Genomic DNA, 23658 nt, shown 5'->3' with positions numbered 1-23658 from the left:
TCCGCTTTGACGGACACTGCCAGATCGGCATCGACGGTCAGGAGGAGCTGGATCACGGGTGCCCACCTGGGGAAACGCCCCGTGATCCATCCCGCGCATGATCGTGAGGCCATAACGTACCGGCTCCTACTCCCCTGCAGCGGCTCGTCCAGATAGGGGCCTCTTCGCGCGGTTGGCCACAAGCTTCGCCTAAGAAAGCTGCCAGGAGCCTCGGAAGATCCCCTCCGGGTCGTAACGGTTCCATAGGCGGCCGACCCGATCGCCCGTCGCGTCCGGGTAGATCCGTTCGAAGGCGCTCTTGTCCGGGCGGCTCTCGAAGCCGGTATACGCACCGTCGACCCGTTCGGCCAGCGGACGCCAGGCCGCGTCCAGTTCCACACCGCGCCGCGGCGGGAACGTCGAGGCGATCACCAACGTGCCGTGGTGCCGGTGCGCGTACGCGGTCGCGTCCGCCGGCATGTCGTTGACCGCCCCACCCATGGAACGCATTTGGATCAACGGCTGGTGCGGCCCGGTTGCGGCGGCCGTGATCGCCGCCGCGTCGTCGTCGGTCATGGACGTCAGCAGGCCGTTGGTGGTCGTGCTGGGCTGCTGGCCGACGTTGGCGTGCAGGTGTGCGGTGGAGACCAGGGCAGGGTACGGGGCCAGCCGGGCGTGATGGTCGAGCAGCCCGCTGCCGATGGACAGCAGCGGCTCGATCGCCGCCCGCACGCGCTGCTCGCTCGCATCGGCGACCACGGCGGTGATCGAGGCCACCAGAGCGCGGCCGTGCGGCAGCAGGGTGACGGCGGTGGACAGTTCGCGCGGGGCGGAGGCCATGTAGTCGGCCCATTGCCGCAGTGCGCGGCCGCCCCGGTCGACCTGCACGGCGATTTGCGCGTATCCCACATCGCGCAGTTCGATCGCCTCGATCTCGAAGGCCACCACGATGCCGACTCCGGCGCCGGCACCGCGCACGGCCCACAGCAGCTCGGGTTCGTGGTCGGCGCCGGCGCGCACGACGGTGCCGTCGGCCAGGACGACCTCGGCCGCACGGATGTGGTCGATGGTCAAACCGTAGTGGCGGACCAGCCAGCCGATGCCGCCTCCGGTCGCCAGGCCGCCGACGCCGACGTTGCCGTGGTCGCCGGAACTGATCGCCAATCCGTACGGCGCGAGCGCCTGCGCGACCTGTGCCCACCGCGCGCCCGCCTCCACCCGGACGATCCGCGCTGCCCGGTCGATCACTTCGACGTGGTTCATCGTGGACAGGTCGATGACCACGCCGCCGTCGTTGGTGGAACGCCCGGACAGGCCGTGGCCTCCGCTCCGGACGGACAGGGGCAGGCCCTGCTCGCGAGCGAAGCGCAGCGCGGCGACCACCTGCTCGGTGTTCTCGGGAAGCAGCACGGCAGCGGGACTGGCCACAGTCGTGTACGTGGACCGCAGGAGACGGTAGCGGCGGTCTCCGGGAACGACGATCTTGTCCTGGAGCGCGGTCGGGGCCGGGGACAGCTTGAGTGTCATCGCTGCCCCCGAATCCGGCCGACCCGCTCGCGGACCGCCGGGACGACCTCGGCGGCGAACACGTCGAGCTGGGCTCGCTGTGCAGTTACCGGCCAGAAGATGAACGTGTCGAAGCCCAGGTCGACCGCCCACTCGGTGAGCGTGTCCGTCCACAGGCGCACGTCGCCGACCAGTCCGGGGCCGCCGCGGAGATCACCGATCGCGCCGATCACGTTGTAGATCCGCCGGATCTCGGCCGGGTCGCGCCCCGCCGCCCGAGCGGAGTCGTCGATGATCTTCTGCTTGGCGGGAACCTCGTCCGGCGGGACGTAGATGTTGAGGGGTGAGATCCAGCCGTCGCTGGAGCGGCCGGCGACGGCGAGCATCCTGGGCCCCTGGCCGCCGAGCCACAGCGGGATGGGAGCGGGCGGCACGGGACCTGCCGCATAGCCCTCGATCGTGTGCTGGTCGCTGTGCAGCCGCACGCCGCCACCGCTCAACGCAGCACGCATGACATGCAGGGACTGCTCGGTGTACGCGACCATCTCGCCACCGTTACGCCGTCGGCCGCCCATGCCGGCTATGGCGTCGGCGAACGCCCCTCCACCCACCCCGAGGACGACCCGCCCCTCGGCCAAAACCCCGAGCGAGGCCGCGGCCTTGGCCAGCATGGCCGGTGGACGTAACTGCAGATCCGCAACGTCGGTGAGGAACGAGATGCGCCTCGTCTCCGCGGTCAGACGGGTGATAAGCGTCCAGGCGTCGAGGTGCCCGGGCTGGTAAGCGTGGTCCTGGACGGCCAGGTAGTCCAGTCCGCCCTCGTCGGCAGCCTTGGCCGGCCGCCTGGTCTCGTCAAGCCGGTCCACTTCGGGGTCGAGACTCAGCCCGAAGCTGAGGGAGCGTCCGTAATCAGCCATGAGTCAATGCTCCGCAAACCCATGCCATTAGGCAAAGGCGAGGTTAGTGACTAATCTTTAGTAAGTGACCATCCAATCACCACAGAGCGCCCACCCCGCCCGCCTGACCATCCACGAGCCGAGCTGCCGAAGCTTCCAGGACATCGTCGAACTCGTCGGCCGCCGGTGGACCAGCGCGATCCTGCTCGCCGGCCAGCGCGGCGCCCGCCGATTCGGCGAATACCGCCTGTCGGTGCCAGGGATCTCCGACCGGCTGCTCGCACAGCGCCTGAAGGAGCTCGAATCCGAGGGCCTGATCTCGCGCACCGTGATCCCCACCACCCCGGTACAGATCCGCTACGCCCTCTCCCCCGACGGCGAGGAGTTGATGTCCATCCTGCAACCCCTGGTGGACTGGGGCTACCGGCGCAGCAGGCCCGATGAGGACCGCTCCACAGTCACCACCAGACCCTGAGTCGCCCAGCCCGCTCATCCGTGGCCTACCGGAGCCGGTGCCGGTGCGTCGGTGAGCATGCCCCCAGGATCAGACGTCGCGCTCCTCCGCGGCAGGCAGCGGGCTCTCCCCCGCAGCGGGCGGCCTCTCTGCTGGTGCCAGGCGCTTCTCCTCGGCTGGAGCCAAGGTCTCCTCCTTGGGCAGCGGCAGCCTGTCGCGCCGGCCCATCACCCACACTCGGTGCGGATCGAGAAAGTCGATCAAGTCAATAAGCGCATTGTGGATGGCGGTAAGTCGCCTGAGTCCTCCGGCAGGATTCTTCGCAAGGCTCGCGTCGATATAGGCAAGCACTGGCTGAAACCGCCGTGCGTATTCACGATCGTTGTCGAGTTTCGCACGGAACTCCATGTACCCCAGACAACGCCGGCGCCCGTTGTCAGAGCCGTCGGCGACAACCATCAGCTCTCCGATGACCTGTTGTTCGCCGCCCTGCAGCACTCCGGTTTTTCCATGGTCGTCGTGCCCCGCTATCGCGCCGTTCACGCCGGAGAGCAGTTTCACGAGCCGGCGGTTGCGTCGGCGGCTACCCAAGTCGAGGAAACCCGCCTCCTGGAAGAGGATGTGCACCCAACCCTGATACACAGCAAATCGATAGAGGCTTTCGTACCGGTTGTACTCATCCCGACGAGCCTGATCGTCGCGGGCCACCTCGGTAACCGGCAAGTCGGATAACAGCCTCACCGCGTTGCCAAGCCGCGCCTGCAGAGCGGCCGCCGCCTGCAGCAGAGGGTCTCGGTAGCGACCCACGTGGTCGCGACGGGCATGCTCGCGGTCGGAATGCCGGCGACGCCACTCGAACAGCGCACCTAGCGTCACGGTCAGGACCGCACTCGTCACGGAGACTGCTGCTGAGATCAGCGACACAGCGTCCATCGCTGGCACATCCCCATCGGTATCGATCGCGAGATTCGCCCAACCTATCGCGGACCACTCCCCTGGTTCATTCTGAAACGATCAGTGAATCCGTTCCATCCTCTGGCGATCTCGTTGCTGACGACGCATACCGTCATCGTCTCTGGTGGCAGGTGTGACTTGTTCGCCGAACCCGCGGGAGTCCTCGCCGCAGCGCTGCGGCTGCGCGGCCGAGCCCACGCCGGCTGGCAAAGGCCGGTGGTGGCCCCTTCGGCCGCTGAGACGGCCGAGAGCCGTCAAGAGGCGAGGACCGCAGCCTCACGCGCGGAACGTCCGGCGGTAGGCGTCCGGCGGTACGCCGATCGTGCGGTGGAAGTGGCGGCGCAGTGTCGTCGCCGTGCCCATGCCCGCCGCCGAGGCGATGGTGTCGACGCTGTCGTCCGTCGTCTCCAGCAGCTCCTGCGCGCGGCGGATCCGCTGCGTCAGCAGCCACTGCAGCGGGGTGGTGCCGGTTGCCGAACGGAAGTGGCGGGCCAGGTGGCGCGAGCTCATGTTCGCCTGGCGGGCCAGGTCCTCCACGGTGAGCGGCTGGTCCAGCCGCCGCATCACCCAGGTGAGCAGCTCGGCCAGGGGATGGCCGTCCTGGGCGGGCACCGGTGTGGAGACGAACTGGGCCTGGCCACCGGCCCGGTGGGGCGGCACGACCAGGCGGCGGGCGGCCACGTTGGCGATCGCCGAGCCGTGGTCGCGGCGGACCAGATGCAGGCACAGGTCCATCGCTGCGGCCTTGCCCGCAGACGTGAGCACGCTGCCGTTGTCGACGTAGAGCACGTCCGGGTCGACCTCCACCCGGGGATAGCGCGCGGCCAGTTGCTCGGTGTGGGCCCAGTGCGTGGTCGCGCGCAGCCCGTCCAGCAGGCCGGCGGCGGCGAGCACGAACACGCCCGTACACAGGGAGACCACCCGCGCACCCGACTCGTGGGCCGCGCGCACCGCCTCGACCAGGTCGGCCGGCGGGTCCTCGTCGACGTCCGCCAAGGCAGGAACGATCACGGTGTCGGCGTGCGCCAGCCAGTCGAGCCCGCAGTCCGGCTCCAGCAGGAACCGGCCGACCCGGACGGCGTGCGTGCCGCACACCCTGACGTCGTACCAGGGACCTGGCACGGCGTCCGGGGCGGAGCCGAACACCTCGTAGGCCAAGGCCAGCTCGAAGTGCAGCATCCCGTCGGTAGCGGCGAGCGCGACGGAGCGCGGGACAGAACTCATGTCGGGAATTGTACGGGTCATGTCGTTCCGGACACTGGCACCGATGGGCCGACGGGGACAGGATTGCCGCTGTGGATCACTTCGAACACGCAGGAGCAGGCATGGGATCGGGTCGGAACGTTGCGGTGTTCGGCGCCTACGGACACACCGGGCGGTTCGTGGTCGCGGAGTTGCGCGAGCGCGGATACGTCCCGCTGCTCCTCGGTCGCGACCAGGACAGGCTGCTGGCGCTGGCGCAGGCCCAACCGGGGCTGGAGGCGCGGCAGGCGTCGGTCGACGATCCGGCCTCGCTCGACCGCGCGCTGAACGGCGCGGCCGCCGTGATCAACTGCGCCGGGCCCTTCGCCACGACCGCCGCCCCGCTGGTCGAGGCGGCGCTGCGCGCCGGCATCCCGTATGTCGACGTGGCGGCCGAGATCGAGGCGAACGTTGACACGTTCGCGCACTTCGCGGAGCGCGCCCGCGCCGCGGGCACCGTGGTGGTCCCGGCGATGGCCTTCTTCGGCGGCCTCGGCGACCTCTTGGTCACCACCGCGATGGACGACTGGACGGCGGCGGACGAGGCGCACATCGCCTACGGCCTGAGCAGTTGGCACCCCACCACCGGAACGCTCGCTGCGGGCGTGGTCTCCGGGCAGCGACGGAGTGGCCGCCGTGTCCGCTACACCGGTGGACGGCTGGAGTACCACGATGACGCTCTGCCGGCCCTGGAGTGGTCCTTCCCGGCTCCGCTCGGCCCTCAGAGCGTCATCGGAGAGTTCACCATGGCCGATGTCGTCACCGTCCCCAGCCACCTGGCCATCCCAGAGGTGCGCACCTACATGACCGCCAAGGCGGCCGCGGACCTGTCCGCGGCCACCTCGGCACCGACCGCCGTCGACGAGCGCGGCCGCTCCGCGCAGACCTTCGTCGTGGACGTTCTCGTCCGCTCCGGCGGCACGGAACGTCGCGTGGTCGCCACCGGTCAGGACATCTACGCCATCAGCGCGCCGCTCGCGGTGGAGGCTGTCGACCGCATCCTCACCGGCCGGACCAGGACCACCGGCGTCGCCTCCGCGGGCGCGGTCTTCGACGCCCCGGACTTCCTCCGCGCCCTGTCCTCGCACCTCTCGCTGCACGTCCCGCTCGACACCCGCGGCTGACCGGCGACGCGTGCCGGGATCCAGACCGTGGTCAATGCGGTCGATGAGCAGGCCGGTCGCCCGTGCGGGGCGGCCGTCCCGGCTGAGCACTGGTGGCCAGCCTTCCACACGCGGCGGCGTGCTGCGGTGCTGCCGCGTGCCCTGGCCGTGCGCTGCCAGTGGGCCGCGCGCCTGGCCGACGGGATGCTCGAATGGCGGCCGGCCGACCTTCCGGTAGCCATGCGACCGCGTTTTGACAGGCCTTCGCCCGGGTCGTGCGAACAGGAGGCGGCCGTTCAGTGCGGCCTGCCTTCAAGCGCACGTCGAAAGACGCCTCCCACGATCGCGTTGGTCTGCAGGAAGGGCGACGGATGACCCGGGCGTCGTAGTCTGAAAATTCTAGGCCGAACGACCTGAAATCAGGCCGATCGGCCTAGGATGGGGTCATGCGGTCGGAAAACAAGAAGCCGCGGAGCGGTTCGTTCACTGAGGCGGCGCGGAGAGCGCAGATCATCGAGGCCGCCATCCGGACCGTCAACGAGCTCGGATACGCGCGAGCGTCGCTCGCCGAGATCGCCCGCCGGGCCAAGACGTCCAAGAGCGTCCTGTCGTACCACTTCGACGGCAAGGAGGAGCTTCTGGAGCAGGTCGTCGCGCACGTCTTCGAGGACGCCGGGCAGCGCGTCGTCGACGCCGTCGAGGCCGAGAGCACCGGGGCGGGCAAGCTGGCCGCCTACATCCGTGCCGAGTTCGCGTACATGCGCGCGAACCGCGACCCCATGCGGGCCGCCACCGAGATCCTCGTCTCCCACCGGGACGAGCAGGGTGTGCCGCTCTACCTGAAGAGCGGCGACGACGACACCGCGCTCCTTGAGTCGATCATCGAGCAGGGATGTCGCGCGGGCGAGTTCGCGGCCGTGGACGCGCGGATCGCGGCGATCACCGTGACGCATGCGATCGACGGCGCACTCACCCGCTCCCAGAGCCATCCCGCGACCGACCTGGTCGCCTACGAGAGAGAAGTCGTCCGGATGATGCTGCGCGCGCTGGGGGCGGAGGCGCCCGATGGCTGAGTTCACCTGGCGGGGGATCGGATACGACGCCGGTGTCGACTACGCGCCGGACTTCCCGTCCCGTCCCGTCTGGCGACCGGACGACGTGCGGCGAGATCTACGCGCCATCCACGAGGACCTGCACGCGAACTCCGTGCTGATCACGGCTACAGAAACGGAGCGGCTGATCGAGGCGGGTGCGATGGCCCGCGAGGTCGGGCTGGAGGTGTGGTTGCAGCCCCGGCTGTTCGAGGCGCGACCCCAGACGGTCGTGGCCAACCTCGCGGAGGTGGCCGGGCGTGCCGAGGAGCTTCGCTCGGCGTACGGGCGAGTCGCGCTGAACGTCGGCTGCGAGCTGACGCTGTCAGCGCGGGGGCTCATGCCGGGCCCGAGCTTCGCTGTCCGCGGCATGCTGCTGCCGTGGCTGGCGCCGCTCCTGCCGCTGGCCAACCTGCGGTTACGGCGGTTACTCGGCGAGCTGGCCCGGGTGGCGCGAGGGCGATTCGCCGGGCCGCTCAGTTACGGGGCCGGAGAGTGGGAGCGGGTCGACTGGTCGATGTTCGACATGGTTGGACTGGATCTCTACCGAACGGCGGGCAACGCCTGGCGGTTCGCCGACGACGTCCGGGCGCACGTGCGGCGGGGAAAGCCGGTCGTGGCGTTCGAGTTCGGCTGCTGCGCCTATGCGGGGGCGGCGGAGAACGCCTCGCAGGCGTTCGGGGTGCTGCGGCAACGCGGCGGCGAGTGGCGCGTGCCCCCGCGGCTGGTACGCGACGAGTCGGTGCAGGCGCGTTACCTGGCCGAGCTGTTGGACGTGTTCGCGGAGGCCGGCGTGGCCGGGGTGTTCGTGTGGGGGTTCAGCGAGCCCGTGCTCACCCGGTCGCATGAGCCGGGGCGGGATCTGGACCTCGCCAGCTACGGGATCGTCGCCGTCGAGCCGGGCGACGGCCCCGAGCAGTGGACACCGAAGCTGGCCTTCCACACGGTCGCCGAGCGCTATGGGGAGGGAACGTGACGGCCGCATGGCGGATCGCCACCGCACTCGCCGCTTACGCGATCGTCCTTCTGCTTGGCCGGGCCGCCGTCGCCGAGTTGGGCACACCGCCGGCGGCGGTGGCGCTCGGCGTGGCCGTCCTGATCGCGCTGACCATCGCTGTCCTGGCACGCAAGGCGGACGGGCGTGGGCTGCGCGAACTGGGGCTGCCGTCGCCGCGTGCCGGGTGGCCGATGGCCGTGGCGGGGCTCCTGGCCTGGGTGCTGCCGGCCGGTGCCGCGCTCGCCGTCGCGGCTGCTCTCGGGATCCGGCCGATCGCCGTGGCGACGGCCGGCGCTCTGCTTCTGGTGCCGGTGTCCCTGCTGAACGTCCTCGCCGAGGAGCTCGTCTTCCGCGGCTACGTCATCGCCGTGCTCGCCGACCGGGTACGGGGATGGACGATCATCCTCGGTCAGGCGGCGGTCTACACGGCGTTCGGCATGGCTCTGTCAGGCTGGGAGACCGTGCCGCAGCTGCTGGGGGTGGCGGTCGGCCTCGGCTACGTGCGCATGCTCACCGGCAGCGTGTGGGCGTGCATGGGATTCCACCTGGCCTTTCAGACGGTCACGCAGGTGTTCGCCGGGCATCCGCTGACCATGGTCGTCTTCGGGGTGGTGCCGTTCACGGTCGGCATCGTGCTCGTGGAGAGGATGGTGCGATCGCGGTCCCTGGCCCGATATGCCGGCTCCTTGTCATCCTCGTGAAGGTCCTCGGCCAGTGCCGGATTCCAGCCGGGCACGGCGCCGCGGACGCGATCGCCTGGTGTGCCGGGCTGGCGCTGATCGGCTACCTGTGGGCTCGTGCGACGTTCACGAAGCGAGCGCGATCTCGGCCAGCTCACGCCAGTCCCGTCGCTGGCCGTCGCGGCTCGCCTCGGCGAACGCAGTTTCGCCGAGGCGATTCCGCGTCTCCGCGGCGATCCTGGCAACGTCCGGTTGCGAACGATCCGGCGTGCCGCGCACGCCGTCGCTCGCCGCGAGCAATCGCACGGCCTGCTCGTACTGTCCCTGGCGCAGTGCGAGATCCGCGATCCCGATCAACACGTCGGCGACCAGCGGTGGATACGTGTGCTCCACAGCCGCGCGGAACGCCTCGGTCCGGTACGCGCGAGCCTTCTCGAGATCCTCGGTGAGGTAGCCGTACAGGTCCATGGTCTTGGCGCGGATGACGTCGCCCATTTTCGCGTTGTCCAGCAGCGCGCGCGCCGCGGCCAGGTGCTCGTGTGCCTTGTCCGGCTCGCCGCGCCGGCGCGCCAGCTGCGCCTTGGAAAGCGCCAGCTCGGCAAGCGCGTCCGGCGAGGTGATCCCGCCCGCGTGCCGCTGCGCTTCGGCCATGGCGGCCGTGCTTGATCGCTCATCTCCGAGCAGCCAGTACAGCAGAGCCTGCCGCGTCCGGAGGCCGACCACGTCCTCGGTCGCGCCTACCTCGGTCAGCGCCGTGACCGCTTCTTCGTAGTGCTCACACGCGCGTGCGAACTCGCCGCGCATGGCAAGCCGATCGGCCAGGAAGGCCAGCGCCAACGAGATCCCCCACCGGTCACCCAGCGTGCGGTACTCGGCAAGGGCGATCTCGGCGTCGATGTCCACGTCAGTCTCGTCGCCGCCGAGCGTGAGCCGCAATCGGCCACGGGCGAGCCTGGCCTGCGCGCGTACCCATGGAACATCGTCGGCGATGAGCGGCTCGAACGCGGGCAGGAACTCCGTCGGCTCCCGCAGCATCCGCTCCAGCGGCGCCACGAACCCGAGTATCGGCTGGCGAGACCCGCTGCGCTGGGTGAACCGGTGCGCCTCCTGGATCCACTCCCGCGCCTGATACTGATCGCCGCCGGGCCCGGAGGACAGGAACACTGTCACGGTCATGCACGCCAGCGCCCGCACCTCATCGGACACCTCACCGGGCAGCGAGGCCGCCGCGATGCTCAACTCGGTGCCCTCGGTCCTGTGCCCACTGAGGAAGTAGTACCAGCCCGCAGCTGCGACCAGCCGCATCGCCTCCTGGGCCCATCCCTCGGCGATCGCCCCGCGCAGGGCCGCACCGATGTTGTCGTGCTCGGCCTCGAGTGTGGACAGCCATTCCAACTGCTCGGCCCGGCGCAGGTGCGGCTCGGCCGTCTCGGCCAGCTCGGTGAAGTAGGCAAGGTGCGCCCGGCGCGCCCGCTCGGTTTCCCCGGCTTCGGCGAGCCGGTGCGCCGCGTACTCCCTGATGGTGTTGAGCATCCGGTAGCGCGGCATGCCCTCACCGTCGACGAGCAGCAGCGACTTCTCGATCAACGCGGTCAGCAGGTCGAGTATCTGCTCCCCGGTGAATGCCTCGTCCCCGCACACCCGTTCGGCCGCTTCCAGGCTCGCCCCGCCGGAGAACACCGAGAGCCGCCGCAGCACACCGCGTTCGGCCTCGGTCAACAGATCCCAGCTCCAGTCCACGACCGCGCGCAGCGTCTTGTGCCGGGGAAGCACCGTACGGCTGCCGCCGGTCAACAGACGGAATCGGTCATCGAGCCCACGCGCCAGCTGATCGATGGACATGGTGCGCAGCCGTGCCGCGGCCAGTTCGATCGCCAGCGGCATCCCGTCCAGCGCCCGGCAGATCCGCGCCATGGCCGCCAAGGTGTGCGCGTCGGAGCCGATGTCCTTGCGCACCAATTCTGCGCGCTCGCGCAGCAGCCGCACCGCGGCTGAGGACTCGACCGCGGCGGGGGCCGCTCCCTTCGCGGGCAGCGTGAGTGGCTCGACCTGCCACAGCACCTCCCCGGTGATACCGAGCGGTTCCCTGCTCGTGGCCAGAATCCGCAGCCTGCGGCACTCTCCCAGAAGCCGATCCGCGAAAGCCGCGGCCGCCTCGATCACGTGCTCGCAGTTGTCCAGGATCAGCAAGATCGCGCGCTCCCGGAGCGCGGCGATGAGCCGATCCATCGGTTCCCCATCCCGCGCATCACCGAGCAATGGCTGGTCACGCAGGCCGATCGCGGTGAGGGCGGCCTGCGCCAGGTCACCACCTGCCTGCACCGAGGCCAATTCGACCAGCCACGCCCCATCCGGCACCTCGGCGAGCATCGCCCGCGCGGTCTCCGTGGCCAGCCTGGTCTTGCCGGAGCCACCCGGCCCCGTCAAGGTGACTAGCCGGTAGTTGATGGCCAGACCGGCTACCGCGCCGACGTCAGCGTCCTTGCCGACGAAGCTCGTCAGCTCGGCGCGCAGGTTCGTCCTGTGGATATCCGCACGCTCGCCCAGCTCTCCCCGCAGCAACGCGGTGTGCAGCGCGGAGAGCTCGGCCGACGGATCGGCGCCCAACTCCTCAGCGAGCCGCTCGCGCGTCCGCTGGTACACGGTCAACGCCTCGTTCCCACGCCCCGCCTCGGCGAGCGCTCGCATCAACGCCGCCACGAACCCCTCCCGCAGCGGGTGCGTGGCGACCAGCTCGGTCAGCTCGGAGACCAACTCCGAGCCACGGCCGAGGCGAATATCCGCATCCACCCGATCCCCGAGTGCGGCAACGTGGAGTTCGTCCAGCCGCGCGACCGCGGCGTCGAACGCATCGCTGTCTTGCAGTGCGATGTCCGCCATGGCCTTACCGCGCCACAATGCCAAGGCCGTGTGCAGCAGATCCGCCCGCGCCGCAGGCTCGGCGGCACGGGCCTGACCGACCAGGTGCTCGAACCGGCACACATCCACGGCATCAGGAGCCACGGCCAGCCGGTACCCGCCGGAATTCGCCTCGATCACACCGTCCGGCAACACCCTGCGCAGCCTGGACACCAACGCCTGCAAGGCATTCACTTCGTCCGCGGGCGGCCGTTGCCCCCAAATCCAGTCCACCAGCCTCGAACGCGTGACGATCCGGCCAGGTTCGAGGGCGAGTGCGGCGAGCAGTGCGCGCAACCGAACCCCAGGAACCTCCACCACGGCCCCATCGCGGTTCCGGACCTCGAACGGTCCGAGCAATCCAACTCGCACATCGGTCATTGTGCCGAACCGCGGCAACGACCGACCAACCGCCACTGCACGCACACCGCCGGCCTTCGTCGGAGCTGGTGCGTCTTCCTGTGGCGAGTGCCTCGCCAGCGCCGCTGCGACGCGGTCGCGGTCGGCGTCCGAGGCCCGCCGGGCGGGATCGTCGGTCACGGTTGGACATGGTATGCGCAATCGCGATATGTCGCGACCGACCCCCTCGCTCCGGATGGATGGCGCCATCGCATCCAGGGTGGTGTAGCCCGGTAGCTCAGAGCGGGCACGCACCAGCTCTTCCAACGCCACATTGATCAAGTCGGCGGGATTGCCCTTGGTCTGCACCGCCGGCTCTGTTATATTGTTACCATGGTAACAGTGGAGCGCACGCAGACAGGCCTGCGGCTCGAGAAGAACGTGCTCAAGGTGCTCAAGGGACTGGCCGAATACCTCGACATCTCGCTCGGCGACCTGGTGGAGGGCATCGCGCTGCACGCCTTCGACGGCAAAGCGCCGTTCACCCCCGCGACCCTGGACAAGATCGAGCAACTCAAGGTTGTGTACGACCTGACCCTGACGTCCGCCGACGCGCACCGGCTGACCGAGCGATGAGCGGCGCGCAGCACACGCTCGTCGGGCAACTGCCGGTCGCGCTGCCGCCCGACGAGACGTTTGGGCTGTTCACGCCACGCGGTGAGGAGCGGTGGGTGGCAGGGTGGCGGCCTCGTTTCCCGGTGGGGACGGGCGACGACTCCGCCCCCGGCACGGCCTTCGAGACCGATTCGCACGGCGAGCGGACCATTTGGGTGGTGGTCGGGCGGGAGCCGGGCCGACGGGTCTCGTACGCGAGGGTGACGCCCGGCTCCCGGGCCGGGATCGTCACCGTCGAGGTGAGCGGTGACGGGCAGGGCGGCAGCACGGTGCGGGTGACCTACGAGCTGACCGCGCTCACGCCGGAGGGCGAAGGGCCGCTGCGCGAGTTCGCCGTGGGCTATCCGGACTTCCTGCGGTCGTGGGAGGCGGAGATCTCCCGCCATCTCGGGTCCCGGCCGCCGAACGCGGCCGCTCGATAGTGGACGGGCGTGACCGGCAACCCGACTATGGGCTCTACCTCGACTACCGTTGGCGGGCCGTCGTGGGTCCACGATCACCTCGACTGGCCCGGCTTCGGCGGTCGCTGACGCCCCGGCGTTCGCCGTCCTCGCCATCCTCACCGGCCATGCCGCTAGCGATGCGGTTGCCTGGGTTTGTGGCAACTACTGCCCGGAAGCTGTAGAAACCGCTGTCCAGGAAGCCTTCATCGAACCCTGGATTGTCGATCCCCCAAGTAAGTACGGTGGCCGGCCACACCGTGACCGGCCGTAAGGGCTGCATCTGTGCGGCGGCAGGGCAACTCGGCCGGAGCGTTCGGTCAGTGTGGCGCCCCAGAGCCGAACTGCCCTGCCGGAGGCGATTGTTTCTATGAGGCGGGATGGAGTCTGTTTCTATGAAGTGGGACGGAGTCGTAGATAGCGATCAAGGGCGTTCCAGTTTTACCGCGAGGAAAGATGGCGCGTGGTGAAGCTTGTTGTAGGCGGCTTCGTCGATCTCTCGGAGGTCATCCGTGGGGCGCGGTTCGATCAGCTGCTCCAGCACGAACCCTGCGGCCAATAGCTCGCCCAGGAAGGTCTCCAATGACATGCGTTGGTAGTGGATCGAGAGCTTGCTGTCTCCGAGAGGAAGGTCTCTCCAGTCGTGGCTGAAGTACGAGCCTCCGAAGTGGCGCCAATCGGCTGTGGGATGGGTGGTCGATACCAGGAGCCATCCACCTGGCCGCAAAACGCGGCGTAGTTCACCCAGCAGTTGCACACGGTTCCTGACGTGCTCGTATACGAGGGCGCAGACGACCCCGTCGAAGGATGCGTCCGCGGCGAAACGGAGTGGCTCTTCGAGATCATGGAGAAGTAATTCTGCATGGCCGTTCACGCGTGCTCGCGCGTGGCGCAGTAGTGTGGCGCTGCCTTCAATTCCGACCACCTGGGCACCGCGGGCCAAGAGCTCGGCCGCGTAGTGGCCTGCTCCACAGCCGACATCCAGGATTCTGGCCCCAGAGACATCGCCCGCGAGTTGAAGCATTGCGGGTCTGTCGGTGTAGGCGTTGTAGGGGCTCGTCTCTGCATGTTTAGCGAAGTGATCGCCGAGTGCGTCATGGTAAGCGGTCGCCTTGTGCATCGGGACATCATGGCGTGGCCGCAGTTCCGTCGCCGTTGAGTTCCAGGTGAGACGGTGGATGGTGTCCGGGTCCCTGGTGAGTCGCTTGCGCGGCCCGTGGCGGAGCGGCCGTCGGGGCGGTTTCGTGATCACTGCCCAACAAGGCGCCATGCGATGGCGTTTCGAGCTCACCGCGGCCGCCGGCCGGCCGATCGCTACCTTCTCCGGCGGCATGCGCCGCCGCCTGGATCTGGCCGCCAGCCTTGTCGGCCGGCCGCGGATCCTCTTCCTGGACGAGCCGGCCACCGGCCTGGACCCGCACACCCGCAACGAGCTGTGGAGGGGTGGTCCGCAGCCCGGCCAGACGCTCGCTCAGCGGGTGGCCCCCGGCCAGCGACTCCAGGTCGGCCAGGACCTCGGCATGCCTGCCCAGGTGAAGTTCGGCGTCGATGCGGTCCTCAGCGGCCGCGTGGCGGAGGTTGTGCAGCTTCGTGGCGACCGGGTCGGCGAAGGGCGCCTCCTGCACGTCGGCCAGGGCGGCGCCCTGCCACAGGCCCAGGGCCGCGCCGAGCGTGGCCGCGGCCTCCTTGTGCGTGCCCGCGACCAGCTCGCGCCGTCCCCGGGCGACCAGCTCCTCGAACTCGTAGGCGTCGACGTCCTGAGCTCGCACGGGCAGCCGGTAGCCACCGGCGACCACCTCCAGGGGCGCGGCTCCACTCAGGACCTTTGCGCAGCCGTGCGACGAGGCCATGCAGGGCGGCGGAGGCTCCCGCGGGCGCCTCCGCGCCCCACAGGTCGTCGATCAGCGTCTCGGCGGAGACGGGTCGGCCGGCCTAGAGCACGAGCCGAGACAGCAGCATGCGGAGCCGTACTCCGCTGATCTCCACGGGCTCGCCGCTGTCCAGATACGCCTTGACGGGGCCGGGAACCTCAACTCGCACTGGCCCAAAATGCCGGAAAGGTTCTACTTGACCCAAATAGCTGCGTACTCGCCGTCCTCGGTGAAGGCTTCCAACGCCTGGCCGCTGTACAGGTCGTGGTCCTTGTAGGCGCCCACGATCGGGAGTCGGCCCTGCCCGATCACGGGGTGACTCCGGACTGGCCGACCTGGTCGCGTCGTTCACCGTCACTGACATCACCGCCGACCATGCGCTGCCGTGTCAGCGGCCGCGTCAGCACGGCAACAGCCCGGCATCAGAGCGGTCGGCGACGGTGAATGCCGTGACCACGCCGGGCTCACCCCCGATCCCCGTGCGTCGCTCATCGAAGCTATGAGCGCCACGCCTGCGGCGGGTCTCGCAGGATCGAAACTGTATGCAAGGAGATTCATGATGGAACAAGGCAATGGCGGCTTCTCCGAAGCAGGGCTGCGCAGATTGCGCGAGGTGCTGGCACGGCATGTCGAGTCCGGCAAGATTCCTGGGCTCGTCGCCCTGGTCAGCCGGGGCGGTGCGACGCACGTCGAAGCGATCGGGACGATGCGCCATGACGGTGGCGCGCCGATGCGCCGGGACACGATCTTCCGGATGGCCTCGACGTCCAAGCCGGTTGCGATCGCGGCGGCGATGGTCCTGCTCGACGAGTGCAGGCTGCGACTGGATGACCTGGTAGAGCCGTGGCTGCCCGAACTCGCCGACCGGCGGGTGCTGAAGCGGATCGACGGCCCGCTGGACGACACCGTGCCGGCGCGGCGACCGATCACCGTACGGGACGTGCTGACCTCCACGTTCGGGCTCGGCATGGATCTGACGTCGCTGGGCACTCCGATCATGAACGCGGTCTTCGAGCAGGGGCTCACGCCCAATCTGCCGGTGCCGATGCCCGGGCCGGATGAGTGGATGCGCCGCCTTGGCATGCTTCCGCTGATGCACCAGCCCGGAGAGCGCTGGCAGTACCACATCAGCAACGATCTGCTCGGCGTGCTCGTCGCCAGGGTCACGGGCCAGTCGTTTGAGACGTTCCTGCGCGAACGCATCTTCGACCCCCTGGGCATGAAGGACACCGGTTTCCACGTGCCCGCCGACAAGATCGACCGGCTGCCGACCCTCTACGCCCCCGACCCTCAGACCGGACAGTTCCTCGTGTGGGACGAAGCCAAGGGGGGACGCTGGAGCCAGCCTCCGGCGTTCCCGGGCGGCGGCGGTGGGCTGGTCTCCACCGCCGACGACTACCACGCCTACTTCCGGATGCTGCTGAATCACGGGATGCACGGCAACCAGCGGATCCTGTCCCGGCCCGCCGTCGAGTTGATGACCACCAACCGCCTCACGCCCGAACAGAACGCCGCCCGCAACGCCATGGCCACCAACAACGTCCATATCTCGCACGGCCAAGGCCAGCACGGCGGCTGGGGCTTCGGGATGGCCGTGCGCACCTACCGCGGCGACTACGCGCCCATCGGCCAGTTCGGCTGGGACGGCGGAAGCGGCACCGCGACCTACGCCGACCCGGCCAACCAGCTCACCGGAATCCTGCTCACCCAGGTCGGGGCGTCCACCCCGGACTCGACGCGGCTCATCCACGACTTCTGGAGCACGCTCTACCAGGCCATCGACGACTGACTCTGAGCCCGCGCCCGGTACGCCCGCGCCCGGTACGCCCGCCCTCAACCCATGACCCCGACGGGCAGCCCTGGCGGCCGAACCGCCCGAGGGTGCGATCCCTCGGGCGGCCCTACCTGAGCAATCGAGATACCGAGGGCGCCAACAGGACCGCATTCGGCATCAGTCCGCTCAATTTGAATTCCGTCACAGATTTAAGGAGCACACCACCATGTCCATCACCCTTGCCGACCAGGACACGCTCACCCTGCGGACCGCCGCGTGGGGCGCCGTCTCGCTGATGGCCGCCGCCGGTGCCGCCGGCTCGCCCCACAAGGCCGCCACCGAAGGCTCCATCGCTCTGACCTCCGCGACCGGCCTGGCCGGGCACGTGCTCGCCAAGCCGCCCAAGGGCGTCAAGTACGGCAAGTCCGTAGCCGAACTCGCCGACCAGGTGCTGCCGGCCCTGACGGCATCCATGAGGCTGCTCAAGCAGCAGGATCCGGCAGAGGCCGACAACTTCCGCCGCACTGTCCTCGTCGCCATCGAGGCAGCCGCCCGGATCCAGAAGGGCGAGCCCAGCCCCACCATGACTGAGATGGCACGCAAGATCACTGAGGCCCTCGACGCCGCTTGACGGATGTGAGGGAAGGATCCCATGAGTGACAGCGATCGACTTGTGACCAGCGATAATGGCTTGATGGCCTGAGTTGGGGTTGACAAGCGCAAGACTGAGACCGCGATGACCTTCTCGGGGCATGGAGCGGATGCTGGTGAGCTGACCATGAAGATCGAAGGCGACGAGAACCCGTTGGATCGTCGACTTGATGCGTACCGCGGTCGAGTCGCCCATCTCTCCAAGGATGGCGAGCCGGTGGGCTTCCTTCGCATCACGGTTGAGAGGTGGTGGGAAGTGAAGGGACCCTTCTGGAGGCGCCGCATGGTCAACGGCCGCGAACTGCCCCACTGGCACATGGTCACCCGGAAGGAGGACGGCTCATGGGAGTACGAGGACACGATCAGCTTCGCCATGAGTCCCGAAGAGCTCGATCAGGAGCTGGCCGAGCTTGAGAGTGGATACTGCGATTGCCGCGGGGGGCGCCTGCACATGGAGTGGCTGGACGGTGACGAGGCGAAATCCATTACGAATGAGCATTTCCCCGAGTAGACGCAACGTCACGGTCAAATTTCTCCGGAGAAGAAGACATCAGCGATAGCGCTGTCAGCCTGGGCAGCCTGACCCCTCGTCACCCCTCTTAAAAGAACCTCTAACTCATATGGCCCGGATGGCGCGCGGCCTCGATGAGACGCACCGGCGCAACTCCGTGCGCGCCTACCGCAGGCACGGCGGCTTCTGGATGGCGCTCGGCGCGACCGCGGGGCTCTCCGGGCCGCTCGCCTTCCTCTGGGCGGTCGCTTAGGCCGGCCGGCCCGGCGGCACCTCGCGACGCCGTCGAGCCCCGATCGGGGAGGTCACGCATCGTCCGGCAGCGGTTCGCCGGTCTCCAGCAGCGACTTCAGGCTCGCCACCACGTTCGGCCAGCCGTGGCTGACCATCTCGGCCATGCTCGATCCGGGCTCGAAGCCGTCGTGCACGACGGTGAGCTTCACGACCTGCGCGGCGGCCTCCTCAATCGTGAAGGTGACCTTCGAGCGGGCCTCGCCGGACAGCCGGGCGAGCAACTCCTCGTCCCAGCCGAAGCGCTTGGCGAGCTCCGGGGTGATGGCGTGCCAGGTGTAGGAGAGCCGACTGCAGGGTTCGGACTCCAGCACGACCTGCTCCGGGTCGCTGATCAGCACGCCGTGGTTGTCCCAGGTCATCGGCGAGCCGACGGACCAGTCCGTAGTGAACTCCGTGGCCCAGTAACGGCGGGTGAAGGCGGGCTCGGTCAGCGCCTGCCAGAGCTTCTGCGGGGTGGTGCGGATGTAGGTGGTGTAGACGAAGGTCGGCGCATCCATTGAGGTCTCCTCCAGGGCGAGTTTCAGGTCCGCCAGGGCTTGGACCCTGGCCCGGTCGTAGCGGCTGATCCACCGGTCGGCGATCTCGTGCACGGGTGCGGCGTTGAGGTAGTGCAGCTTCTCCCGGCCCCGCCGCACGGTGGCGACAAGCCCGGCCTCCTCCAACACCGCGAGGTGCTTGCTGACGGACTGCCTCGCCATGTCGAGTCCGGCGCACAGCTCGCGCAGCGTCTGCCCGTTGCGGGCGTTGAGCGAGTCGAGCAGCGCGCGCCGGCTCGCATCGGCCAGCGCCTTGAACACCTCGTCCATGCCCGCCCCCCGTACCCAGGTTGCCGCCTATCGATATGCAGCCTTCCGGCTGCCTTTAATTTAGGCAGCTGGATGGCTGCCTGTCAAGACGCGCGGCTACGACGGGCGGATGCGGGAGCCGATCATCCTCGGCACGGCCTCGCAGGCGCCGACGCGCACGCGCACACCCGCCGGTCATCGAACTTCGGTCGATACAGGTTCGCCCCGACTTCGTTCACGGGCGTTCCGTGCGCTTCACTCGGTATCTCTTCGAACAGCAATCGTCCCCCTTACGTATAGAAGTGACCGACGCGCACGGCTCCCACGTGTGGCCAGCACCTCGTTCAGGTGGCTGCCCTCGGGCCAGCCGTTGACGACCACCACGTAGCGCGGCTGATCGAGGCCCATCAGGTCGAGCTCACACGGCACACGCTTAGACGGTGACTCATGTGGAGATTGATCGTTAGATCGTTCGTGGATGCGTTCCTTCGACGGCTTGTCACGACGACCACGGGCTTGGCGTCGGCATGCGCAGCTCACTCGTCGTAGAGGAAGCTGCGAACCTCTCGTGCGAGATTGGTCAAGGCCTCTCCGGGGAGAATCGGGGTGCGAACTGTGGCGGACCACATGTCGTCCCGATCTTCGCTCGGATTCGGAGAGCGGAGGGTCCAGCTGAGATCGACCCAGTGGCCAGAGTGGATGGCTTCCAGTCGAAGATCAGCTCTATGGGACGTCCATGTCCGTGTTCCGCGCCACCCTCTGAAGTCGGTTACCAGGTTCTCGAGGAAGTCGGCGAGCCCGTCTCCCATGATGGTCTCCACGGCGACCTCGGCGCGAAGCCCAGGTGACGCAGCCTGAGCGAGGAAGAACATCAAGGCGTCGTCGTGTGGTCGCTCGCACTGCGCGAGCCTGATGAAGGTCACTCCTGGGCCTGGTATTTCGACCTCCGGAGTTGGACGTTCATCTGCCAAGCGCTCCACGATGACTGCTCCGACTCTGGTTTCACGACAGGCGATCAGTTCGTGTGCCTGCACGAGATCACAGTGTTGTGCACCTTCGCACAGTTCGCCTGCACTGAGATCATCCCGTCTGCTGTCGGCCCGCCCCGCAGGGGGAAGGGGGCCAGGGCGACCCGGATCCATCGTGCATCGTCGGTACCGCGCGGAAAATCTTGCTTCGGGGCCGACGCGTGGGAGCGAAGACACCCGGGAATGTGCGTGCCCCACAGAGCCTCTATTCATCAGGTTCCCGGCCTCGGGCCTCGGCCCATGGCCCCCACCCGGCGGTACATGACGCGGAGCGACGACCACGGAGCCGCGTGTTAGGGGCACCTCGACGCTCATCTACGCGCCGATGGCGGGCGTCGGAAGGGCAGCGAGGGCGGCGCCGCTCGCGAGCGCGCGTTCTGTTCGGCCGCTACTCGTATCCCATGGTTGGGATGACATCTGCGAGTGCTCGTTCGATCAGCGCGCGGGTGTCGCTGTCGAACTGGTCGTTGCGGTGGTCGAGGCTGCGTGCGCGGAACGTCGACGTGGTCGCGAAGTCGTCAACGCCAACGCTCTCGAAGAGCGCCTTCCGCTGGGCCGGCCAGTCCGCAGCGAGATCCTCGGCTCTGACCTCAACGTATCGCTTGGTGTCGAGATCGGCGTTCGCCTTCCAGGCGAGCCATCGGTCATAGACCGGCTTGAGCCAAGCGAGCGCGCCGTCGACCGTGGACGGTGCCCATGGCTGGTCGACGTGCGACGCAACCACCGCGACCGGGTGGCGCTTGATGTGGACGATGGTCGCCTCAGGGACGAGTTCCCAGAGGAAGTCCATGCACAGAAGGTTGAACGGTGTCTTCTCGCACCAGGTCGGCTTTTCCGCGTCGGCAGCTGCCCCGCCGAACATTGTGTCGACTGCGCGACGAAGAATTTCGAGCAGTTCGCTCCGATCGCTGAAGTACCTAGGGATCGCCCGCCGGTAACTCTGATGCTCGAACGGCCCGGCCGCCCAGTCGGCATGGCCGAACCCCGCCGCAGGCACGACCTCGTCGAACGTGCTCGCGACGAGCTCCGACCACAGCCGTCCCACCGCGTCCCAGTAGTGCCGCTCGCCGATGGCCTCAGGAACGGTATAACCACGATCGATGTCTCTCCTGCCGACCAGTCGCACCGTAAGGATGTCGCTCAGCCTGCGGAGGGCGTCGTCCCCGACGTAAGGGTCGTATCGAATCGTGAGTGCATCCGCCAAGTCCCTAAAGCCGCCCGGGTCGACAATGAACCTGGTCTCGATCGGAATCCTGTGGATCTGCGGGTGTTCGCCGAGAATGTTCGCGAGCTGCGATGTTCCCGACCGACCGGTGCCAGCGACGAAGATCGGCGACGGATAGGCCATGGCGACATACTCCACTCGCGACTCGCCGATGTGTCAACTGAATTGCCGCTGGCCCCTCGGGCTGGCTCCCGCGAGCCTCAAGACGCGCCGTTCGGCTTCGCCGCCGACACGTCGCTACGACAGCATCTGCACGCCGCCATCGGCGTCTCACCGCTTGCCTACCGGCGCACCTTCCGGGGCGCTCTGTCATCGAACCGCTGAGCATCACCGCAGGCACCGCTCCTCAAACGCGGTGATGAACTGGGGTGGCATCGGGGTCGCGCCGCAGACCGCGAGGGGATTGACCTCGCCGAGGCCGCGTGCCCGGGGCGGGTGGCTTTGAATGCGCTGTCCTGCCCACCGTTGCAGGTCAGCGGTGTATCCGTGAAAATTCCTGCAGTCCGGGACCGGGAGCGATCCGATGGAGCGGGGCACGGCGGTTCCGCGGGCGTGTCGCCGTCGGGTGATGCGGCGCGTCAGCTCTGCTGTGTGGCGTCCAGCAGCGTGAGGGCGTTGTGGATGCCCTGCTCGAGGACGGCGTCGGCGAGTTGCCGGTCGGCCAGGGCGCGGGAGAGTTGCAGTGTCCCGACCATTCCTGCGTAGACGGTGAGCGTCTTGACGCGCGCCGACTGCGGATCGTGCGGCTCCAGACGCGCGGTGAAGTCGTCGATGATGTCCAGCACACCGTCGGTGTAGGCCTGCCTGGTCACGTCCGTACAGCGGCCGATCTCGTCGAGCAGGGCGGCTGACGGACAGCCTTCGCCGGGGTTGTCGCGGTGCTCGGGCGACAGGTATGCACGCACGATCTGCTCGACTCCGGCGCGGCCGGGCGCCACCTCGCTGAGGTTTTCGCGCTGTTCGCGGAGCTGGTCCGCGACGGTGGTGGCGACCAGCTCCTCCTTGGATGCGAAGTGGGCGTAGAAGGCGCCATTGGTCAGTCCCGCGTCCGCCATGAGCGTGGCGACTCCGGAGCCGTCGATGCCGTCTTTCTTGAGCCGGCGGCCGGCGGTCTCGATGATCCGCTGCCTCGTCGCCTGCTTGTGCTCCTTGCTGTACCGGACCACGCGCTCCTCCTCCCGCCGGGGAGGACCCTCGCGCCCTCCCCGTCCCCCATCTTCGTACGATCATAATCTAAATTCGGCGGAACCCTTGTGCTCGGACTGTGTCTCATTCTATGGTCGTATGGTCATAATCTAAAGGCGGTACACGAGCAGCGTGCGCAGCGCTGAGCAGGAGCGTCACCATGGGAGTAAGCCCTCAGGCACAGCGGTTCGCGCAGTTCCTCGAGAGCGTGAGCGCGAAGTCCTCGACGCCGGGCCTCGACCTGGTCATCGTCCGCGACATCGTCGAGACAAACCATCGGGCGTCGACCGAGCCGGAAGGCGTGACCTACGCCGAAGTGGAGGCGAACGGCGTCCCCGCCCTCTGGTGCATCCCCGAGGGCGCCGACCCCGACCGAGCGCTGCTCCACTTCCACTTCGGCGGGTCGGTCACCGCCTCGATGCACTCGGACCGCAAGGCCGCCGGCCACATCGCGAAGGCGGCCGGCGCCCGCTCCCTCGTCGTGGACTTCCGCCTGGCGCCCGAACATCCCTACCCGGCGCAGCTCGACGACGCCGAGACGGCCTACCGGTGGCTGCTCTCACAAGGCTACGAGCCGCGGAACATCGGCAGCACGGGCCACTCGATCGGCGGCACCCTCGCGGTCATGCTGCCACTGCGTCTGCTCGCCAACGGCGAGGCGACCCCAGGCGCGATCGTCAGCGTCTCGCCGTGGGCCGACCTCACCCTCCGGAACGCGTCGGTGGACGAGAACGAGAGAACGGACAAGATGCTCAGCAGGCGCACGCTCGAACTCTTCCGAGGAGCCTGGCTGCAGGACCCCGCCCTGGACTTCGCCGACCCGCGGATCAGCCTCATCAACGCCGACCTGACCGGCCTGCCGCCCACGACCGTCCACTACGGCGAGTACGAGACCCTCGCCGACGACGGCGCTCAGCTTGGCCGCCGGCTCGCGGACTTCAAGGTCACCTCCGAGGTCCACCCGTTGCCCGAAGGGCAGCATTCGTTCGTCCTGGGCGCCGGGCGCGTACCCGAGGTGGACCAGGCGATCCAGCAGATGGGTGCATGGCTCCGCCGCCACCTCGGCACCTGAGCGAAAGA

At 68.5% G+C, this 23658-nt stretch carries 22 protein-coding genes and 2 pseudogenes; 13 read left to right on the top strand and 11 right to left on the bottom strand.

From position 1 onward, the window contains the following. Nucleotides 1-189: 189 nt before the first annotated feature. Nucleotides 190-1506: an FAD-binding oxidoreductase gene (locus EDD27_RS47190; protein ID WP_127939154.1), complete on the bottom strand. Its 1317-nt coding sequence runs from the start codon at nucleotides 1504-1506 to the stop codon at nucleotides 190-192. After that, nucleotides 1503-2402: an LLM class flavin-dependent oxidoreductase gene (locus tag EDD27_RS47185; RefSeq protein ID WP_127939152.1), complete on the bottom strand. Its 900-nt coding sequence runs from the start codon at nucleotides 2400-2402 to the stop codon at nucleotides 1503-1505. Before EDD27_RS47185 ends, EDD27_RS47190 begins: the two co-directional genes overlap by 4 nt. 64 nt (nucleotides 2403-2466) lie before the next feature. On the opposite strand from EDD27_RS47185, the gene EDD27_RS47180 reads away from it, so the two are divergent. Next, entirely contained in the window at nucleotides 2467-2856 is a 390-nt protein-coding gene (locus tag EDD27_RS47180; RefSeq protein ID WP_127939150.1) for a winged helix-turn-helix transcriptional regulator, read from the top strand. 69 nt (nucleotides 2857-2925) lie between these two features. Here EDD27_RS47180 and EDD27_RS47175 read toward each other — a convergent pair whose 3' ends face one another. Both EDD27_RS47175 and EDD27_RS47170 read right to left on the bottom strand, forming a co-directional pair. Continuing rightward, entirely contained in the window at nucleotides 2926-3768 is an 843-nt protein-coding gene (locus EDD27_RS47175) for a hypothetical protein (protein WP_127939148.1), read from the bottom strand. A gap of 297 nt (nucleotides 3769-4065) precedes the next feature. Then, complete coding sequence (locus EDD27_RS47170; protein ID WP_127939146.1) at nucleotides 4066-5013, bottom strand: helix-turn-helix domain-containing protein; 948 nt, start codon at nucleotides 5011-5013, stop codon at nucleotides 4066-4068. Between the two features lie 101 nt (nucleotides 5014-5114). Here EDD27_RS47170 and EDD27_RS47165 point away from each other — a divergent pair, with 101 nt between their 5' ends. The 4 genes from EDD27_RS47165 to EDD27_RS47150 all read left to right on the top strand — a co-directional run bounded on the left by EDD27_RS47165 (nucleotide 5115) and on the right by EDD27_RS47150 (nucleotide 8923). Continuing rightward, on the top strand, nucleotides 5115-6155 hold the full coding sequence (locus EDD27_RS47165) for a saccharopine dehydrogenase family protein (protein WP_127939144.1): 1041 nt from the start codon (nucleotides 5115-5117) through the stop codon (nucleotides 6153-6155). Between the two features lie 425 nt (nucleotides 6156-6580). Further along, complete coding sequence (locus EDD27_RS47160) at nucleotides 6581-7207, top strand: TetR/AcrR family transcriptional regulator (RefSeq protein ID WP_127939142.1); 627 nt, start codon at nucleotides 6581-6583, stop codon at nucleotides 7205-7207. After that, the gene (locus EDD27_RS47155) at nucleotides 7200-8201 is read left to right on the top strand and encodes a hypothetical protein (protein WP_127939140.1); all 1002 of its coding nucleotides are present in this window, start codon (nucleotides 7200-7202) and stop codon (nucleotides 8199-8201) included. Before EDD27_RS47160 ends, EDD27_RS47155 begins: the two co-directional genes overlap by 8 nt. Continuing rightward, nucleotides 8198-8923: a CPBP family intramembrane glutamic endopeptidase gene (locus tag EDD27_RS47150; RefSeq protein ID WP_127939138.1), complete on the top strand. Its 726-nt coding sequence runs from the start codon at nucleotides 8198-8200 to the stop codon at nucleotides 8921-8923. Before EDD27_RS47155 ends, EDD27_RS47150 begins: the two co-directional genes overlap by 4 nt. A gap of 105 nt (nucleotides 8924-9028) precedes the next feature. Here EDD27_RS47150 and EDD27_RS47140 read toward each other — a convergent pair whose 3' ends face one another. Then, the gene (locus tag EDD27_RS47140) at nucleotides 9029-12172 is read right to left on the bottom strand and encodes a BTAD domain-containing putative transcriptional regulator (protein ID WP_164904110.1); all 3144 of its coding nucleotides are present in this window, start codon (nucleotides 12170-12172) and stop codon (nucleotides 9029-9031) included. 360 nt (nucleotides 12173-12532) lie between these two features. Between EDD27_RS47140 and EDD27_RS47135 the strand changes: the two genes are divergently transcribed. Beyond that, complete coding sequence (locus EDD27_RS47135) at nucleotides 12533-12775, top strand: hypothetical protein (protein WP_127939134.1); 243 nt, start codon at nucleotides 12533-12535, stop codon at nucleotides 12773-12775. Continuing rightward, nucleotides 12772-13236: an SRPBCC family protein gene (locus tag EDD27_RS47130; protein ID WP_127939132.1), complete on the top strand. Its 465-nt coding sequence runs from the start codon at nucleotides 12772-12774 to the stop codon at nucleotides 13234-13236. The genes EDD27_RS47135 and EDD27_RS47130 overlap by 4 nt, the downstream gene beginning before the upstream one ends. 442 nt (nucleotides 13237-13678) lie before the next feature. Here the strand turns inward: EDD27_RS47130 and EDD27_RS47125 are convergent, their stop codons facing one another. Continuing rightward, on the bottom strand, nucleotides 13679-14374 hold the full coding sequence (locus EDD27_RS47125; protein WP_127939130.1) for a class I SAM-dependent methyltransferase: 696 nt from the start codon (nucleotides 14372-14374) through the stop codon (nucleotides 13679-13681). 157 nt (nucleotides 14375-14531) lie between these two features. Here EDD27_RS47125 and EDD27_RS47120 point away from each other — a divergent pair. Next, nucleotides 14532-14693 (top strand): annotated as a pseudogene (locus EDD27_RS47120) (ATP-binding cassette domain-containing protein); the annotation flags it as partial. Between the two features lie 75 nt (nucleotides 14694-14768). On the opposite strand, the pseudogene EDD27_RS57475 reads toward EDD27_RS47120, so the two are convergent. Continuing rightward, nucleotides 14769-15104: pseudogene (locus tag EDD27_RS57475) on the bottom strand (AfsR/SARP family transcriptional regulator); the annotation flags it as partial. 580 nt (nucleotides 15105-15684) lie between these two features. On the opposite strand from EDD27_RS57475, the gene EDD27_RS47110 reads away from it, so the two are divergent. The 4 genes from EDD27_RS47110 to EDD27_RS58175 all read left to right on the top strand — a co-directional run bounded on the left by EDD27_RS47110 (nucleotide 15685) and on the right by EDD27_RS58175 (nucleotide 18314). Then, nucleotides 15685-16914, top strand: a complete 1230-nt coding sequence (locus EDD27_RS47110) for a serine hydrolase domain-containing protein (protein ID WP_127941427.1) — start codon at nucleotides 15685-15687, stop codon at nucleotides 16912-16914. A 211-nt stretch (nucleotides 16915-17125) separates the two neighbouring features. Beyond that, nucleotides 17126-17530: a hypothetical protein gene (locus tag EDD27_RS47105; RefSeq protein WP_127939128.1), complete on the top strand. Its 405-nt coding sequence runs from the start codon at nucleotides 17126-17128 to the stop codon at nucleotides 17528-17530. A gap of 147 nt (nucleotides 17531-17677) precedes the next feature. Next, nucleotides 17678-18061, top strand: a complete 384-nt coding sequence (locus EDD27_RS47100) for a hypothetical protein (RefSeq protein ID WP_127939126.1) — start codon at nucleotides 17678-17680, stop codon at nucleotides 18059-18061. A 118-nt stretch (nucleotides 18062-18179) separates the two neighbouring features. Next, nucleotides 18180-18314: a hypothetical protein gene (locus EDD27_RS58175; protein WP_277750812.1), complete on the top strand. Its 135-nt coding sequence runs from the start codon at nucleotides 18180-18182 to the stop codon at nucleotides 18312-18314. A gap of 52 nt (nucleotides 18315-18366) precedes the next feature. Here the strand turns inward: EDD27_RS58175 and EDD27_RS47095 are convergent, their stop codons facing one another. The 4 genes from EDD27_RS47095 to EDD27_RS47075 all read right to left on the bottom strand — a co-directional run bounded on the left by EDD27_RS47095 (nucleotide 18367) and on the right by EDD27_RS47075 (nucleotide 22559). Further along, nucleotides 18367-19161, bottom strand: a complete 795-nt coding sequence (locus tag EDD27_RS47095; protein ID WP_127939124.1) for an ArsR/SmtB family transcription factor — start codon at nucleotides 19159-19161, stop codon at nucleotides 18367-18369. Nucleotides 19162-19676: 515 nt separating this feature from the next. Continuing rightward, nucleotides 19677-20174 carry a DUF6228 family protein gene (locus EDD27_RS47090; RefSeq protein ID WP_127939121.1) on the bottom strand — a complete coding sequence of 166 codons (498 nt, stop codon included), beginning with the start codon at nucleotides 20172-20174 and terminating at the stop codon, nucleotides 19677-19679. 382 nt (nucleotides 20175-20556) lie between these two features. Beyond that, complete coding sequence (locus EDD27_RS47085) at nucleotides 20557-21531, bottom strand: sulfotransferase family protein (RefSeq protein ID WP_206641970.1); 975 nt, start codon at nucleotides 21529-21531, stop codon at nucleotides 20557-20559. Between the two features lie 440 nt (nucleotides 21532-21971). Continuing rightward, nucleotides 21972-22559: a TetR/AcrR family transcriptional regulator gene (locus tag EDD27_RS47075; protein ID WP_127939119.1), complete on the bottom strand. Its 588-nt coding sequence runs from the start codon at nucleotides 22557-22559 to the stop codon at nucleotides 21972-21974. Nucleotides 22560-22738: 179 nt separating this feature from the next. Between EDD27_RS47075 and EDD27_RS47070 the strand changes: the two genes are divergently transcribed. After that, the gene (locus EDD27_RS47070; RefSeq protein ID WP_127939117.1) at nucleotides 22739-23650 is read left to right on the top strand and encodes an alpha/beta hydrolase; all 912 of its coding nucleotides are present in this window, start codon (nucleotides 22739-22741) and stop codon (nucleotides 23648-23650) included. Nucleotides 23651-23658 lie beyond the last annotated feature (8 nt).

Origin of the sequence: Nonomuraea polychroma, assembly GCF_004011505.1 — a bacterium.
In the GTDB taxonomy this organism is placed as follows: domain Bacteria; phylum Actinomycetota; class Actinomycetes; order Streptosporangiales; family Streptosporangiaceae; genus Nonomuraea; species Nonomuraea polychroma.
Note: the sequence above shows the minus strand (reverse complement) of the source record. Positions and strands in the feature narration are given on the sequence as shown.

Bases quoted from the DNA above. Each gene is read 5' to 3' on its own strand.
- EDD27_RS47190 (WP_127939154.1), bottom strand. From the start codon at position 1,506: ATGACACTCAAGCTGTCCCCGGCCCCGACCGCGCTCCAGGACAAGATC.
- EDD27_RS47185 (WP_127939152.1), bottom strand. From the start codon at position 2,402: ATGGCTGATTACGGACGCTCCCTCAGCTTCGGGCTGAGTCTCGACCCC.
- EDD27_RS47175 (WP_127939148.1), bottom strand. From the start codon at position 3,768: ATGGACGCTGTGTCGCTGATCTCAGCAGCAGTCTCCGTGACGAGTGCG.
- EDD27_RS47170 (WP_127939146.1), bottom strand. From the start codon at position 5,013: ATGAGTTCTGTCCCGCGCTCCGTCGCGCTCGCCGCTACCGACGGGATG.
- EDD27_RS47165 (WP_127939144.1), top strand. From the start codon at position 5,115: ATGGGATCGGGTCGGAACGTTGCGGTGTTCGGCGCCTACGGACACACC.
- EDD27_RS47160 (WP_127939142.1), top strand. From the start codon at position 6,581: ATGCGGTCGGAAAACAAGAAGCCGCGGAGCGGTTCGTTCACTGAGGCG.
- EDD27_RS47155 (WP_127939140.1), top strand. From the start codon at position 7,200: ATGGCTGAGTTCACCTGGCGGGGGATCGGATACGACGCCGGTGTCGAC.
- EDD27_RS47135 (WP_127939134.1), top strand. From the start codon at position 12,533: ATGGTAACAGTGGAGCGCACGCAGACAGGCCTGCGGCTCGAGAAGAAC.
- EDD27_RS47130 (WP_127939132.1), top strand. From the start codon at position 12,772: ATGAGCGGCGCGCAGCACACGCTCGTCGGGCAACTGCCGGTCGCGCTG.
- EDD27_RS47125 (WP_127939130.1), bottom strand. From the start codon at position 14,374: ATGCACAAGGCGACCGCTTACCATGACGCACTCGGCGATCACTTCGCT.
- EDD27_RS47110 (WP_127941427.1), top strand. From the start codon at position 15,685: ATGGAACAAGGCAATGGCGGCTTCTCCGAAGCAGGGCTGCGCAGATTG.
- EDD27_RS47105 (WP_127939128.1), top strand. From the start codon at position 17,126: ATGTCCATCACCCTTGCCGACCAGGACACGCTCACCCTGCGGACCGCC.
- EDD27_RS47100 (WP_127939126.1), top strand. From the start codon at position 17,678: ATGAAGATCGAAGGCGACGAGAACCCGTTGGATCGTCGACTTGATGCG.
- EDD27_RS58175 (WP_277750812.1), top strand. From the start codon at position 18,180: ATGGCGCGCGGCCTCGATGAGACGCACCGGCGCAACTCCGTGCGCGCC.
- EDD27_RS47095 (WP_127939124.1), bottom strand. From the start codon at position 19,161: ATGGACGAGGTGTTCAAGGCGCTGGCCGATGCGAGCCGGCGCGCGCTG.
- EDD27_RS47070 (WP_127939117.1), top strand. From the start codon at position 22,739: ATGGGAGTAAGCCCTCAGGCACAGCGGTTCGCGCAGTTCCTCGAGAGC.